Here is a 15,647-nt window from a genome sequence, read left to right on the forward strand (position 1 = left end):
CGTGAACCGGGCCATCCCGTGAGCCGATCCGCCCGCCCCCGACGCGGGGCGGGCGAACTTCTCGGGACGGGTCGGCGGTGGCGTGCCGGGGGGCGAGACGGTGCGTACCAACGCGATGGCAGGATGACGGCATGGTGACGAATCAGCCGTGGACGGGGCTTCACGGTGATCTGCAGGCGGCGAAGGCGCTGGTGTACGACCCGAGCGGTTTCACCTGCTCACTGCCGGTACCGGAACCGGAGAGCGCCGAGTACGCGGCGTGCGGCTTCACGCTCGACGACCACTCGGTCCGGTTTCGCGTGGCCAAGACCACCCCGACGAAGGTGGGCCAGTTCGTCACCGTGTGGCAGCGCTCCGACGAGGGGCCGATCCGCCCCTTCGACGCGGCCGACGGGGTGGACCTCTTCGTCATCAGCAGCCACGACACCGAAGGCTTCGGTCAGTTCGTGTTCCCGCGCGAGGTCTTGTGCGAGCGCGGCATCGTCTCCCGCAACCTCACCGGCGGGAAACGGGGCTTCCGCGTCTACCCACCGTGGGTGACGACGACCAACCGGCAGGCCCGCAGCACCCAGGCATGGCAGGTGAACTACTTCTTCCACCTCGGCCCGGACGGCCCTGCCGACCCGGCACGCGCCCGCGCTCTCTACCAGCCGTAGAGCCCCCCCTTCTTGCCATGGGGCCCGACGACGCTGCCTTCCCCGGCTCAACCGCGCAGCCTCCGAGGCAACCTGCCAAGAGCAATAGGGTGAACCCATGGCCGACCTCTACGTCGTTGACGTATCTCTGAACCTGAAACCTTCCGTACCACAGGAACTGCTATCCGACTTGCGCTGGAATCTGGGCAACCCGGATGAAGCAGACGGGGTCATGGACTCAGACTCCGACGAGTTCCCCGTCTGGTCTGCTCGGGGCCCGGCGAAGCGCATTGGTGGAGTACAGGTGGGCGAGTTGATTCAAGGCCCCCATGGGTGGTCGTTGACCGTTCGCCAAGAGGTGCATGTGGAATCCCTTCCCGAGGTCGAGATGCTCATCGAACGGCTGCTGCATCACTCGACCACAGTGGGGACCATCGGTCAGATCCGATTCTTCGAAGAAGACATCCCCGACCTGTTGGTCAACGCTTCAGGCACACTCGTGAAGACTTCGCTGCAATGTTCCGGGAACCAGACTCACTAGTCGGTCATCGTCCCGGTCGCCCACCGCCAAGGCCGACACGCTGCGCGACGAGCGCCGTGAAGGCGGTCGTCGATCAGGCCCGCGCCAGGCATTCGGTTACCAAGATTCCTTCCGCCAGTTCCTCGTGGGTTGACCGTCCACGTTCCATGCTCGGTGCGAGCATGGTCAGCCCGTCCTCGGAGAAGACCCTCTCGGCCGTGAGCATGCCGTTCGGATGCCACTCTTTCGACACTCCGACAGGGCGCCCCATGGAAACCGTTCCCACACACAGGAACGAAACCGGCCCCCCGAGCCCAACCGCGTTCTGAGGTCGACGACTCACCACACCAGTTGCCCCTCAAGAGGGCGACGAGAAGGTACTCAGACTCGACTTCGATCGGAATGCCGCTTCGCGCGCTCACGTCACCCGATGTCGAACATCCAGCTCACGCACGGACGTATTCACGTTCCGCGGGAGCTTTCCACAAATGAGCCGCTAGGCTTCTTCGGCACGTATCCACTCGCGAGTGGGGCGACCTTCCTCATCCCACTCAAAAAAAGCAAGTGGAGGCCTGCCGTCCTCACTGTTGACTCTCCTCATCGCGAGGACGCCATTTTCATGCCAGATCTTGAGCTCACCCGATGCGAACCCCCTCAACATCATTCCCTCAGACCGGCGAGCCCCACTCTTGTACCAAGCATTGGATGGCCCATCCGAATATCCACCCCTGTACGTCTCGAGACTCACGCGACGCCCGGCAATAAACTCTTCCACCTCACCGGTGAACAGTTCCCCCCGGTAGAGCAGGCGGTGGTCATAGTCGAGGTCTACGTCAGGATCATCGATGTCAATGCGGCGCACCAGCATACGAACCTCATCCAACGCGTTCAGACTCTCCTCATCCAGGTTGAACGGAATGCGTGCCCGGACCCAGCCTCCTGCGCCCACACAGTAGATCGCCGCATGAATTCGCGCATGAGTGCAGTGCCACACGTGAACGAGTTCGATGAAACGATCCGACCCAGTCGACCCTTTTCATCCTCCCGGCCAGATCCATCGCCGAAGCCGTTCTCATGGCTTGCTCCTCCGGATGCACTCGATACCGTCGCCTGCAATCACCGGATTTGACCGAGATTGAGCCAAGTCGGTAAGTGCGATGGTGCCGATACGCGCAGTGGCACTCATCGAAGTGCGCCTGAACAGTGCCGCCGGAGAGCGTCACGAGAGTAGCCGCTCGAGGCGCTTGGTTTCGTGGAAGTCTCACAGGTGGACCTCGGTGACGCGAGGCTCCCATCGCTCAAAGCTTGTCCGTCAGATCTGGCCCCAAGCCGTCTTCATCGGCATCCGGCACCCCGACGCCGAACTCCGTGGCAACTCCGAAGTACGTCGGATCGCCGAGCTCGGGGGCGACCCCGAGCACAGAGCTGAGCTCTCGCAATGCACCGGCAAGCCGCGGCGCGTTCCGGCGCTGCACCGCCTGGTGAGGTCGGCCGGAAAAGTCGAACGGGCTCCAGATGTCATGGTGAACCGCGAGAGTCGCTGTCGGTCCATACGGGTCAGCCGTCACGGACAGATCCACCAGACGCGGCTCTTTGTGTGCCTTCCCGTCAGTGTCAAACCACGATCCGGAACCAACAACACGCAAGCTGTTGATCTCCGCCTTCGGGAAGGCCGCGGGCCGGCTTCCGAACACCCTGTCAGGGATGGCCTGATCATCCAGCGGAGTGAAGACGAGCAGCGTACTCATGATGCCGGTGGGACCGGAGCCGAGCACATACCACTTGTACTCCAGACTGACCGGAGTGAGCAGGTCGAACCGACTCAGCACATCGACCATACGGGCAGCAACCCTCAATGCAGAGGGAATCCCAGGAGGAGCTACCTCTGCGAGGTCCCAGAACCATGAACCGCATTCACGCGGCGCGCGCATCAGTCTCGGCATCGGTCCCCCTTGAGGCTAGGGCGAGCACATACTCGTAGCCCGGGACGTTGTCCACGGGGGGGGAGACGACCGATATCGAATTCTCCTTCACTCAAGCGCCAAGCGCTCCCAACCGCGTGATCAGGTGGGGAACTCGCCACACCAGTTACGACCGAGCAGGGTGGCGGGCAAGTACTCGGACTCGACCTCGATGGGGATTCCCGCGTCGTGGGCGAAGCAGGCCATGGCCAGCGGCGCGAGAGCCACGAGACCCGAGGCCTGGAGCGAACGACTCTCTTCGCTCCAGTACTCCTTGTGCCACTCCAGGGCAGTGACGAGCGCCCGGTTGAAGCCGGCATGGTCCTTACGGACAAAACGATGGAACATCTCCATCGGCGGGTACAGCAGCTTGCCCACCATCTCCGGATCTGCGACGATTTGCGGCTCGGTGCCGTCGACCGCGGCAACCAGCTTCGAGACGAGATCCTGGCCTCCCAGCCAGTACGTCTGGAGGGTGTCGATCCAAGCGTATTGGTGCTCCTCGAAGTGCGAACCGTTCTCCCGGAGCAGGGACATGGGCACCCGGCACAGAGACGTGATCCTTTCCTTCTCCCGGCAAACCACGGCCAGGTAGAAGGCGTTGAGCCAGTTGCTCGGGTTCACATACCACTGAGGGCCGGTGCCCTGAAGCGTGCGGTCCTTGTGCGCGATGCGGCACTCCACGTGCTCCTCGGACGTGATCGCTGCGGCGAACACGGCGGAGCCGACCTGCATTGCGTTCACCCAGGCATCCCAAGTGGGGAAAATCGCTGCCCGCGGGTCCAACAGGCAGTGGCCCTTGGCCAGGGTGAGCGTAGTGTGCAGGGCATCACCCAGCCTGGTGGAGCGGTCCTCCAGACCGTCGATCACTTCCTGTGCATCCTCCGTCAGCACGGCAAGGCCCGCTTCCGCATTCCCCGTGGGAAACGGGTGGCGAGTGATGGTCGACACCAACGCGGCTCTCCTTAGAAGATCTTGAAGTGCTTGAGCTCGGCCCCAGCATACGTACCGGTGTTATCGGCAGCCTGGACCAGGACGTATCGCAAGGTCTTGTTGTCGATGGCCTCTTCGATTTCCTTGGCGTACCTGGCGTCATCCGGTGAAACGAAGGCACGGTCCTTCATATCGGCCACGACCGTGCGGATATACTCGATGGTTCCCTGCTTCACCATCATCACATTCTCAGGATCACCGTTGCTCTGACGCCACTCCAGTGTCCCGTTGGGACCCTTCGCCTCGACGATGATGAGGTTGCCGTCCTTGTCACGCCAGAGCTGGTCGAACCTCCGGGCGCCGTTAGGCGTCTCCGGCAATGGGGGGTCGACCTCCCTGGCGCCCGCGAACTCCTTTTGAAGGAGCATGTGATGCCTCGCGGAATCCTCACCAAGAGCCTCGCCTAGCTTGGTGTTGTTCGAGACGTCCTTGCCAACCGTCAGATTGTAATGCTCCTGCGCATGGGCCAGCTCGTACGCGTTCTCGAAGCTCGGATTCTCGTTGAAGGCCTTCTCCCACTTGGTCAGCTCCATGCCCGCCTTGCGCTTGGCCGAGACGTCGTCGAGGTGGTCCAGACCTCCCTGTGAATCGACCGTGTCTCGCCCCCTTACGAGGTCTTCTAGGTGGAACTTCTCCGGGTCGGCATACGGCAGTTCGCTGGCGGCCATCCAACTGCCGTCCGGCTGCTTGATCAGCACGGGAAGGAGCTGACCATCGACCAACTCGTCGGCACTGTTACGTTTGCCAGCCCCCCACTTGTCGTAGTGCTCCGCGCGCCAGACCGGGTCGTTGTTGGCCAGCCAGACGTGTTCTCGAGTGATGGCTGCCCGCTCCGCAGAGGTCCGCTCCTTGGGCGGAACCTCGCGGGCAGCCTCGTACTCCGCGCGGTGGGTCGCGCGCGTCGCCTCGTCGGGAGCGGCCGAGGCCGGAGGCTCGTGGTGGGCGCCGCCGCCCCCACCAGGCGTATCCGGGTGCCCGCCACCAATACCGTCGTCCGCCGCGCCCGGCCCCGGGACGCCGTCGTCCGCGTGGCCGCCGCCGGGGATGCCGTTGTCCGCCGCGGAACCGCCCCGGACGCCGTTGTCCGCCGTCGAGCCGCCCGGGACGTCGCGGTTGCCGCCCGTGGCCGGGGTGTCCCCGTGACTCCCGCCCCCCGTCGGGGCGTTGTCGCCGTTGCGGCCCGCGCCGCCCGCGGTGTTGTCCAGGTTGTTCGTCGGCATGTGGTCGCCCGCACGGCCCGTCGGCATGTGGTCCCCCACACCCCCACTCGGGGTCCGGTCCACCGTGCCCCCGCTCGGGCCGTCGTCGCCGAGGCGGCCCGCGTCGCCGATGTCGTCGCCGAGGCTGCTGCCCAGGCGGACCGCGTCGTCGCCGCGCCCGCCGACGCCGGCCAGGACCGGGGTCTCCTGGCGGGACGGCGTGTCCACGCGGGGGTTGTCCGCGCCCGAGGCCGGGTGGGGGTTGGTGCCGCGGTCGACGATGTCGGTGGGCGCCTCGTCGGCCTTGCTGAGGATCTTGCCGTGCTCGTCGAGCACATCGCCCGCTCCGGTCAGGTAGCGGGGCGGCATGCCCTCCTTGACGGGGACGGGCATCGCGTCCGGGGGCAGCACCGGGGTGTCCTTGGGGACCGCGACCGTGCCCTCCTTGAGCGGGACGGCTCCCTCGGGAACTGGGGCCCCCTCCGGGAGCTTGACCACGCCGTTGCCGAGGTCGACCGCACCCGCCGGGACGTCGACGTTGTCGGGCAGCCGTACCGCTCCCTCGGGCACATGCAGCGCGCCCTCGGGCAAGGGGGCACCGGAGGGCAGCTTGATGGTGCCGTCCGGCAGCATGAACCCGCCGTCGGGGAGGAGGACCGCGTTGTCCGGCAGCGGCGGGATGTCGACCTTGCCCATGTTCCGGAGGGCGTTCACGGCATCGCCGATCTTCGACACACCGGCGCCGGCGCCCTTGAAGACATACGTCATCGGGTCCACGATCCGCCCGGCCTTGCCGGCCAGGGCCAGCGCCCTCGCCGCCGCGCCCGCCTTACCCGCGCCCGAAGCCGCGCCGCCCGCGCCGCCGGTGAAGACCGTCGTCAGCACGTTGAAGGTGACCGCGCCGGCGGCGCGGCCTGGATGGGAACCCCACTGGTCCCAGGCCAGCAGTGCTTTGCCGGTCTCCTTCACGGCCGTCCGGGAGTCCCGCAGCCAGCTGGGGAGCTGGTCGTCCGGCATGGCCATGTACGCGGCGCCCACGCCCGGGGTGATCATGAGTCCGATACCGGTCAGCAGTTTGCCCAGTCCGACCCACGCCTGGCCGGCGGCATCCCAGCCGTCGACGCCGACCAGCGTGCCGAGACCCTTGATCGTGCCCCAGACACCGTCGACGAAGAAGCCCTCGATGAAGTCGCCGGCGTGCTCCCACACCTGCCACCACGGCGTTGATTCCTCGACCGCGTCGCCCCAGGGCAGGCTCTTGGCCTGCTTCAGCATCTCGGCGTCGTAGCCGTACATGCCATCCTTGTGGGAGCCGTCGTCGACCTTGAGCAGGTCGCCGTGCACCAGGGCAACGATCTTGTTGTGGCACGCCCTCTCGGCGGCCTGGAACTGGGTCCAGACCTCGGCGATCTCATTGCGCCGGTCGAGGTTCTCCTCGATCAGGTCGCCGTCCTCACGCCATTTGTCGTCCTCGGAGACCTTGTCACGGAAGTCGGCTGCGTCCACCCGGAGTTGATTCAGCCTTTTCACCAGCGGACCGATGTCGTCGGCGTACGTCCTCAGTGCCCCGGTGATGACGCCGAGGTCCGAACTGAGCGTCCCTGCCTTGTCCTTGACCGGCTGGGTGGTCGCGAACAGCTGCTCCGCCTCGGGCGCCTTGTAGAAGGCGCTCAGCCCGCCGAAGGTGGTGTGGACGTCACCGGCGGCGGTCGTGACCTTCGCGCCGGTGCCGGACAGTGCCTTGATCTTCTCGTCGAGGACCTGCTCGTTTCCGGTGAAGACCGGTACCTCGTCCGGGTTGACCGGTGCGTCGCTCACTGCTTCTTCCCCCCGAGGTCCTTCAGGATGTCCAGCCGGACCGACCGTGCCGCGTCCTGGGCCTGCTTGGCCTGGTCCAGATCGCCCTGGACGTACTCATTGGTGGCCGTGGCCGCCCCCAGAACGGCCGCCTGGATGCGGTTGGCCATCCCTTCAAGGTCCACGTGGCGCTTTTTCGCCCATTCGGCGAGCGCGGCCGCGACCGGGCCCATCGCCTTACGCGTCAGCGGCTTCCCCGTGGCCGTCGGGCCCTGCAGAGGTGTCTCGGCCGCGGAGCCCGGCACCGCCGTGCCCGCAGCCTCGGCCGCCCCTGAGATGTCCGTGAGCATGGCCGTCAGGACCTTGTGCAGGTCCCCGGCGTGGGTGCCGACGACCTTCAGCTGGCCCTGCACTCCCTGGGGTTGGATGTCCCACCCGGTCATGAACGCTCCCCCGCGTACGAATCTGTTGCTGCGCCACCGCCAGGGCGTGCGGCCCGCGGCCCCTCCGGCTGTGCGCGCCCTCGCCGGCTCCTGACCGCGCCGACCTGGGCCCCGGCGACCTCGCGCGCCCCGAAGGAACGATTCCTCCGGGGTGCGCGCCGCTCAGGGCCCGTCTCCGCTCAGCCGATGTTGTCGACCGCGGCCTTCGCCCGCGACAGCGTCTGCTGCGCCGTCACATCGTTCTTCTCCAGCGTCGACTTCAGCAGCTGGATGATGTTCCGCACCTCCTGCGAAGTGCTGTACCAGCGCTGTTCCTTGCCGTGGTACTCGTCCGCCACGCCGTCGGCCGCGAAGTCCGTCATCGCGGCCTTCACATGCCCGTCGCGGGCCGTGATCACCTGCTCCAGACGTGCGATCACCGCCTGGATGTTGCCCTGCGCCTCGACCGAGGCTCCCGTGTCGTACGAACGACGGTCAGTTCCCGAAGCCATTGAGTGTCACTCCCCGTGAGATCCGAACATTTTCACAGCGCTGCGGTACGCACCGGTGCGTCAGCTGCGGCCGGAGAAGCGCGCCGCGTCGAAGTTCGCGCCTGCCATCCCCGACTTCGCGTTCTCGCCCTGCTCCTGGTCGCCCGACGCGAACGCCGCGTCCATGCCCGCCTGACCACCGAGGATCGCCGACAGCGAGCCGTTCAGGGCGGCCGTGATCTCGTCCGCTCGCCCCTTGAACGAGTCGAACATCACCTTGCCCTGACCGTTGAACTTGCCCTCCAACGGCTGTGCGGCCTGGATCAGCTGGCGGATCAACACTCCCAGGTCGGTGCTCGAACCCTGTGACTGCGACTTCAGGGTCGACAGAACCTGTGCCCCCATGTCGAACTTCATCGGACTCCCCCCGCGGGCTCGGTAATCGTATGCACTGTCATGCCTATCAACTCAGGCGTCACACATGCAATCAGCAATCGCGTCACTGTGACCAACTCACAACACAAGTGCTCAAGCACGATCAGACGAGGGGCAGACGAGGGGCACTTGTAGCCATCGGGCTCCAAGCGTCACGCACCCTTCAGATGCCCGACCAACCGCTCGAAGTCCCGCCAGGCCGACAGGTCCCACGCGTCGCCCCGCAGAGGGTAGTAGAGCGCCGGCCGTGTCTTCGGACCGAGTTGTACGGGCGCCTGCGCCAGCGGAGTACGCCGGGCCCGGTCGCCGGGCAGAGCGCGGACCTCTTCCGCGCCGAGCACGAACGCCACCGGCACGCCCGGCCCTTCGAAGGCGGGTGGAACCGCCAGGTCGCGGCGGGCTTTGCGGAGTTGGACGAGCATCGACTGGAGGCGGTGCCGGGTCGCGAGCACCTCCGCCGCCCTGGGTACGGCCTCGAGCGGCGGCTCCTCGCCGGGTCCGTAGCCGAACGCCAGCGTCACCTCCTCCTCGACCCCCGCCTTCGTACGGCGGACCATGACCGTCGCGAGTCCGGGCCGCTCCGGGCTGCCCACGACCACGAACCAGGTCGGCTCGGGCGCCCGCTCGAAAGCGACGTCGGTCAACTGGCGTACCGACCACGGCAGGTTGGCGGGCTCCGAGGTGCCCCACCCGGCCGGCGGCTCACCGGTCAGCTCGCGCCACACCGCCTCGAGGCCGCCGCCGAGCACAAGGCGCTCGTCCGCGGGGTGGACCATGCGGAAGGTGACGGCCAGCTGGCGCTCCCCCGTGTCCGCGACACCCTCCCGGTACGAGGCCGCCACGGGAGTCCTGGGCTCCTCGGCGGTCGCGCCCTCCCCCTCGACGACGGCGAACATGCCGTCCTGCCAGCGCAGTACGGCTCCGGACAGCCCGTCGTAGTAGCCGTCCCGCTCGTCCCGCACGACCCAGCGCGACGGCCAGCCGTGCAGGCCGTGGCGTACGGCGGGGGAAAGCGTGGTCCCTGCGGGGCTGACGATCTGGAGGCCCCGGGAGGACTCGGCAGCGGCCCGGAACGCGTCCGAGAGCCAGGCCGTCATCGCCACCACCGGCCGGTCGTGGATGACGACCGCGACCTTGTCCGTGAGCACGTCGACGGAGGGCTGCGCGGCGGCGGGCGCCGGTGCGGCGCTCACCCCGTCGGTCTTCACCACGCCCAGGTTGCGCGCGGCCTCCGGCGGCCAGGCGGAACCGCCGCCCAGAGTGGTGAGCCGGGCCGCGAAGGTGCCCGCGAGCCGCTCGGCCTCCTCGACACCGGTGGTGGCGCGGGCCTCCGTCCACCAGTACGGCACCGGCGGCGGGGTGGCCCCGAGGAGCCGCTCCGCCTCGCCGGCGACCTGCACGAGCAGGGGTGCCTCGACGGACACGAGCGGACGCCCCTCGTCGTCGCAGAGCTGGATCACGGCGTCCTCACCCGTCGTGCGCACGAGCTTGTCGGGGCCGCCGGAGAGCAGGCCCGCGAGCACGGTCAGCGCGTCGGGCATGCGCGGGGTGAGGGCGATGACGTCCTTCGTCATGGGGTCGTCCGGTCCTTCATCGTCGTCCGGTCCTTCGCTCGGTCTTCATGGTCGTCCGGTCGTCCGGTCGTCCGGTCGTTCACCGGTCGTTCGGGCTCGGCACGTTCGGGCACGGCATGTTCGGGTACGGCGTCGTCGTTCGCGTACGTCGTCGCCGGCCGGGAACGTCACCCACCGGTGTACACGGTCTGGATCAGGCGGTTCGTCTGCCCCCTGCGGATGAACACCCCGCGGCCCGGCGGCTGCTGGGAGGCGTACACGCCCGGGAACAGCTGGCCTTCGCTGCGGTCTCCCGCCATGAGGACCGCCGAGGCTCCCGACTCACGCAGCCCCTGCACCAGCGGCTCGTACATACCGCGCGAGGCGCCCGCGACCCGGCGGGTGAGCACGAAGTGCAGTCCGATGTCGACCGCCGAGGGGATGTACGGCAGGAAAGGCGAGAGCGGCGACTGTCCGGCGGTCGTCAGCACGTCGTAGTCGTCGACGAGGACCACGATCCGCGGCCCGTTCCCCCAGCTGCCGGGCTCCAGGTCCTCCAGGCGGGCGCCGTCGTCGGGAAGCCGCTTCTCCAGCTCGGTCGCGATCCCGGCGGCGAGGCCCGCGCACATCTTGGCGTTGTAGGCGTAGCCGCCGTTGAACTCCTCGGGTATCGCGCCGCGCAGGCTCCGGCGCGGGTCCATGATGGCGAAGACGAGCTCGTCCTCGCCGTAGCGTTCGATGAGGCCGCCCGCCACGGTCCTGAGCAGGTTGGTCTTGCCGCACTCGCTGTCTCCCATGACCAGCAGGTGCTGGTCATGCTGGAACAGGTCGAGCAGCACCGGCGCGAGTGCCGTCTGGTCCAGGCCGATCGGCACGCGCCTCGGTTCCGCGACCGGGCCCGGCAGCAGGTGGGGCTCGAGGAGGTGCGGCAGGACCCGGACCGGCTGGGCGACGTCGCCGCTCCAGGTGGCGCGGATCGTACGGGCCGTGCGCTCCAGGACCGCGCCCAGCTCGGCGGCTTCGGCGACGCCGTCCGTACGGGGCAGCGCGACCTGTACGAAGAGCCGGCCGTCGGTGAGGGCGCGGCCGGGCTCGTCGGGTGACAGGGTCTCCGCGAGCTTGCGGTCGACGCTGGACTCGCTGGGGTCGTTGAGGCGCAGCTCGACGCGGGTGCCGAAGTACGACTGCGTGGCGATGCGGACGTCGTTCCAGCGGAGCATTCCCGCGACGATGTGGATTCCGTAACCGCCACCGCGCTTGAGGATGTCGACGACGGCGTCGTCCAGTTCCTCGAAGTCGTCGCGCAGCGCTCCGAAGCCGTCGATGACGAGCACGATCTCGGCGGATGCCAGCTGGGGCAGCCTGCCGGCCGCGTGCAGGGTGCGCAGCTGCTCGACGGAGTCGATGCTGTGCTCGCGGAAGAGGTCCTCCCGGACGGCGAGCATGGTCCGCACTTCCTCGACGGTGCGGGCGGCGCGTTCGCGGTCGGCGCGGCTCGCGATGCCGCCGACGTGCGGCAGGCCGGACAGGGCTGCCAGGCCGCCGCCGACGAGGTCGAGGCCGTAGATGCCGACGTCCTGTGGGGTGTGGGTCAGCGCGAGCGAGAGGACGAGGGTGCGCAGGAGTGTCGTCTTGCCCGACTGCGGGCCGCCGATGACGGCGGCGTGCCCACCCGCCACGGTGAGGTCCAGATACCACTGGCCCTGCCACTGCCTGGTCGGGTCGTCGAGCAGTCCGAGCGGCACCTGGAGCGGGCCACGCCGCTGCGCGAGCTGCATCCCTCGCGAGCCGACGTCGAGCGGGCCGGCGACCTTGTCCAGGGCGATCGCGCCGGGCAGGGGTGGCAGCCAAATACGGCGCACCGGGTCGGTGGGGGCGCTCTCCAGCTGACCGACCATGACGCCCAGCTCGGTCGGCCCGGTCTCGCGGCGGCGCACCGACGGCTCCCGCCCGCCGTGGCTCTCCGGTTCCGCGAGCGTGTTGAACGCCTCGTACTCGAGGACGAGCGGTCCGTTCTCCTCGTCCTCCGCACGCCGCACGGGCCCGCGGTAGGCGCCGGAGACATAGCTCGCCTTGAAGCGCTCGTAGTGGCTGGTGTCGACCTTGAGGTAGCCGAAGCCCGGCAGCGGCGGGAGGTGGAAGGCGTCCGTGGTGTCCAGGACCGTGCGGGATTCGTCGGCGGAGAAGGTGCGCAGGCCGAGCCGGTACGAGAGGTAGGTGTCCAGACCCTTGAGCTTGCCGCCTTCGATGCGCTGGCTGGACAGCAGCAGATGCACGCCGATGGAGCGGCCGATACGGCCGATGGACAGGAACAGGTCGATGAAGTCCGGCTTGGCGGTGAGGAGTTCACCGAACTCGTCGATGACGATGAAGAGGTGCGGCAGGGGGTCGAGATCGGGCCGCCTGTCGGCGCGCAGTGCGGTGTAGTCGCCGATGTCGGCGACGTTGCCCGCGTCCTTGAGGACCTGCTGGCGGCGCTTGACCTCACCGGCGAGTGAGGCGTGGACGCGCTCGACGAGGCCGGCCTGGTTCTCGAGGTTGGTGATGACACCGGCGACGTGCGGCAGGTCCGCGAACGGGGCGAAGGTCGCGCCGCCCTTGTAGTCGACGAGGACGAGGGCGAGGTCCTCCGGCGGATGTGTGGCCACCAGCGCGAGTACGAGGGTGCGCAGGAGTTCCGACTTTCCGGAACCGGTGGCGCCGACGCACAGGCCGTGCGGGCCCATGCCGAGCTCGGATGACTCCTTCAGGTCCAGCAGCACCGGCTCGTGGGAGTCGTTGATGCCGATCGGTACGCGGAGGAAGGCGCGTTCGCCGCGCGGCGCCCACAGGCTCGCCAGGTCGAGCCGCGCGACATCGTCGATGCCGAGCAGCTCGGCGAAGTCGACGGGCCCGGACAGGGGGGCGTCGGCGAGTGACTCGGCGGACAGGCGCAGCGGCGCCAGCATCCGGGCCAGGCCCTCGGCGAACGGGATGCCGGCCTCGTCCACGGTGCCGTGGGCGTTGATCGGCTCCTGCTCGCGCAGGTCCTCGATGACGACCTGGTCGCCGTCGACCATGATCCGAACGCCGACGTGGCCGGGTTCCTGGACGCGCTGTTCGAGCAGGTGGAGGACGGTGACGCCCATCTCGCGCAGGCCGACGGCGTCATCGGGCCGGGGCAGCTCGACGGCGTCATCGCCGTGTCCGTCGGTGACGACGAGCAGCCGGGACGTCATCGCCAGGGCGTCCTTGCCGGACAGCCCCCGGCGTATCTCGGCGGCGTAGGAGGCGCGGCGGCGCAGCTCGGGGCCGAGCCCGCGGGCGAGCTGGGGCGCGGAGGGGGCGATGCGCCGGGCGGCGACCGGGCCGTCGAACTGTTCGCTGTCGAGCAGATGCGGCATCCACTTGGCCCAGTCCCAGTCGGCGAGCCGGTCGCCGGGCACGGCGAGCGCCATGGCCACGTCGTCGGGTGCGTGCAGGGCGGCCACCTGGACCATCAGGGCACGGGCGACACGCAGGCAGTCCTCGCGAGGACCGATGACGCTGATGTTCCCGACCCGGTCGAGCGGGACGGTGAGCGGGAGTTCGGTGCCGGTACGGAAGCGGGAGGTCAGCGCCGACGCCTCGTTCAGCATGAACTGGTCGGGCGGGGTGAGCACCGACGAACCCTGCTGGGCGATCGTCAGATCCCGTACGGGCATCTCGCCGGTGCCGACGCGTACGCGCAGGAAGTCGCCGTCGGTGCGGCGGCGCTCCCACAGCCGTGCCGGGTCGCGGACGATGTCGTACAGGGCGTGCGGCGGCGGGTTGAGGACGTCGGCGAGCTCGCGCCGTTCGCGCTCCTCGGAGGCGAGTTCCTCCCGCAGGTCCTCCAGATAGGCGAGGTAGGCCTCGCGCTGGGTGCGGCGGGTCCGCTGGGCCTTGCCCCGCTGCGAGAAGACGAGCGCGACCGAACCGATGATGGTGACGACGAGGATGAGCGCGCCGAGCGCGGCGAACTGGCTGTTGCGTACGACGGTCATCATCACGACGGACGACATGACTCCGGCGACGGGCAGCAGCGACATCGCGATGTTGCCCGCCTTGCCCTCGGGGAGGTTGGGCGGGGCCTCGATGGTGCGCGCCTCGGGGGCGGCCGGAGGCCGGGTGGTCCTGGCCGGGCGGTGTATCAGTCGGGTACTCATCGTCGTCCGTCATTCACGGTCGGGCTCGGCATCGTGGTGGTGGCTGCCTCGGCTGCGGTGCGGCTTCAGTCGGTGTCGGTCGTCGTGTCTGTTGTCGGTGTCTGCGTCTGTCGTCGTGCCTGTTATCGGTGTCTGTCGTCGGTGTCTGTCGTCGATGTCTGTTATCGGTGCCGTCGGAGCGCTGGTATCGGTGTGGGTGTCAGTGGCGCTGCTGCGAGAGCTCGAAGACATCCGCGGCGATGCCGGTGGCGGCCAACCTGGTGGGTTGGGCGAGCAGTTCGGTGCGGATCCTGCCTCCGGCCGCCAAGTGGCGGTCGTACGGCAGGACATGGACCCGTGCGCCGCCGGCCCCGAGCTTCCGGGCGGCCTCGTCGAGGTCGAGTCCCGAGTGCGGGACCGTCTGGGTGAGCACCACGACCGTGCCGGCGATCACATGGTGGGGCAGCCCCTGCATCCACTGGAGCACCGCGTGGGTGCTGGTGACGCCTTCCAGCGTGGCGGGTGTGGTCAGGACCCGGGCCTGGGCGGCGGAGAGCGCGACCCGGGCGACCTCGGCTGGCAGTGTCTCGCAGTCGACGACCGTCACACCGAAGTAGCGGCGCAGCGCGACCATCGCCCGCTGGTACGCCCTGGTGTCCAGCATCGCGCCGATCTGGCCCTGACTGCCCGGGAGCAGCCAGGCGTTGTCGGGGAGCTGGACGAGGTAGCCGGTGATGTCGAGCAGCGACATCTGCGGTTCGACGATGCCCGCGACATCGCCCGTGGTCCAGCGCAGTGTCTCCGCGCCGAGCCGCAGCGGCAGTGAACCGAGCGCCGGGTCGGCCTCGACGAAGAGGACCGGGTCCTGGCGGTAGTGCGCGTAGGTGGTGCCGAGCAGCGCGGCGACCGTCGACTTTCCGGCGCCGCCCCGGATGGAGGTGACGGCGATCTGCCGGCCGGTCGTCACGGGCTGCTGGAGCACCTCGGCGGTGCGGGTGGCGTCGGCGACTTCGCGCGCGGCCGACGAGGAAACGGTTCGGCGCACGGCCCGCCCGGCGCGTGCGGCGAAGGATTCTCCGCGCCTCGGTTTGCGTCCCGTGCCGGCCAGTTCCTTGTCGACCACGGGCCGGGAGTCGGGGGTGTACGACGCCCCGCCGCGGGGCTGGGCCCCGGCCTGGGCCTGGGCCTGCGTATGCGGAGCCGGTGCCTGCGTTTGCGGCACCGGTGCCGGGGCCGGGGCTTGCGCGTACGAAGCAGGTGCAGGGACGTACGCGTACGGAGCCGGTGCCGGTGCCTGCGTTTGCGCTGCCGGATCCGGGGACTGCGTTTGCGGTACCGGGGCCTGCGCAGAGGCGGGGGGCTGCTGCGCGGTGACCCGAGCCTGTGCCTGGGACTGCGCCTGCGCCGGGCTCTCCGGTTCGCGCGGGGCGGCGCCCCTCAGGTCGCGCAGCACATCGCCCTGCCAGTTGTCTCGGTTCGGCATGTCCGCCCTTCTT

At 68.7% G+C, this 15,647-nt stretch carries 12 protein-coding genes; 2 read left to right on the top strand and 10 right to left on the bottom strand.

Going from position 1 to position 15,647, the window contains the following annotated elements; translation table 11 throughout:
* Positions 1-131: 131 nt before the first annotated feature.
* The gene (locus tag ACTWOL_RS10715) at positions 132-656 is read left to right on the top strand and encodes a MepB family protein (RefSeq protein WP_474296384.1); all 525 of its coding nucleotides are present in this window, start codon (positions 132-134) and stop codon (positions 654-656) included.
* A gap of 97 nt (positions 657-753) precedes the next feature.
* On the top strand, positions 754-1,176 hold the full coding sequence (locus tag ACTWOL_RS10720) for a hypothetical protein (RefSeq protein ID WP_474296385.1): 423 nt from the start codon (positions 754-756) through the stop codon (positions 1,174-1,176).
* A gap of 475 nt (positions 1,177-1,651) precedes the next feature.
* Here the strand turns inward: ACTWOL_RS10720 and ACTWOL_RS10725 are convergent, their stop codons facing one another.
* From ACTWOL_RS10725 to ACTWOL_RS10770, 10 genes are all read right to left on the bottom strand, one after another.
* Positions 1,652-2,023 carry a toxin-antitoxin system YwqK family antitoxin gene (locus ACTWOL_RS10725; RefSeq protein WP_474296386.1) on the bottom strand — a complete coding sequence of 124 codons (372 nt, stop codon included), beginning with the start codon at positions 2,021-2,023 and terminating at the stop codon, positions 1,652-1,654.
* A gap of 430 nt (positions 2,024-2,453) precedes the next feature.
* Positions 2,454-2,993: a hypothetical protein gene (locus tag ACTWOL_RS10730; RefSeq protein ID WP_474296387.1), complete on the bottom strand. Its 540-nt coding sequence runs from the start codon at positions 2,991-2,993 to the stop codon at positions 2,454-2,456.
* A 225-nt stretch (positions 2,994-3,218) separates the two neighbouring features.
* Positions 3,219-4,067, bottom strand: a complete 849-nt coding sequence (locus ACTWOL_RS10735) for an immunity 49 family protein (RefSeq protein WP_474296388.1) — start codon at positions 4,065-4,067, stop codon at positions 3,219-3,221.
* 14 nt (positions 4,068-4,081) lie between these two features.
* Positions 4,082-7,126 carry a hypothetical protein gene (locus ACTWOL_RS10740; RefSeq protein ID WP_474296389.1) on the bottom strand — a complete coding sequence of 1,015 codons (3,045 nt, stop codon included), beginning with the start codon at positions 7,124-7,126 and terminating at the stop codon, positions 4,082-4,084.
* Positions 7,123-7,548: a DUF6507 family protein gene (locus ACTWOL_RS10745; RefSeq protein WP_474296390.1), complete on the bottom strand. Its 426-nt coding sequence runs from the start codon at positions 7,546-7,548 to the stop codon at positions 7,123-7,125. The genes ACTWOL_RS10740 and ACTWOL_RS10745 overlap by 4 nt, the downstream gene beginning before the upstream one ends.
* Positions 7,549-7,727: 179 nt before the next feature.
* The gene (locus ACTWOL_RS10750; protein ID WP_474296391.1) at positions 7,728-8,039 is read right to left on the bottom strand and encodes a pore-forming ESAT-6 family protein; all 312 of its coding nucleotides are present in this window, start codon (positions 8,037-8,039) and stop codon (positions 7,728-7,730) included.
* Between the two features lie 60 nt (positions 8,040-8,099).
* Entirely contained in the window at positions 8,100-8,435 is a 336-nt protein-coding gene (locus ACTWOL_RS10755; protein WP_474296392.1) for a hypothetical protein, read from the bottom strand.
* Positions 8,436-8,605: 170 nt separating this feature from the next.
* Positions 8,606-10,027: a DUF6177 family protein gene (locus ACTWOL_RS10760; RefSeq protein WP_474296393.1), complete on the bottom strand. Its 1,422-nt coding sequence runs from the start codon at positions 10,025-10,027 to the stop codon at positions 8,606-8,608.
* A 167-nt stretch (positions 10,028-10,194) separates the two neighbouring features.
* On the bottom strand, positions 10,195-14,172 hold the full coding sequence (gene eccCa / locus ACTWOL_RS10765) for a type VII secretion protein EccCa (protein WP_474296394.1): 3,978 nt from the start codon (positions 14,170-14,172) through the stop codon (positions 10,195-10,197).
* 199 nt (positions 14,173-14,371) lie between these two features.
* Positions 14,372-15,634, bottom strand: coding sequence for a MinD/ParA family ATP-binding protein (locus tag ACTWOL_RS10770; protein WP_474296395.1), 1,263 nt, complete (start codon positions 15,632-15,634; stop codon positions 14,372-14,374).
* Positions 15,635-15,647 lie beyond the last annotated feature (13 nt).

This window comes from Micromonospora sp. IBHARD003 (genome assembly GCF_056106285.1).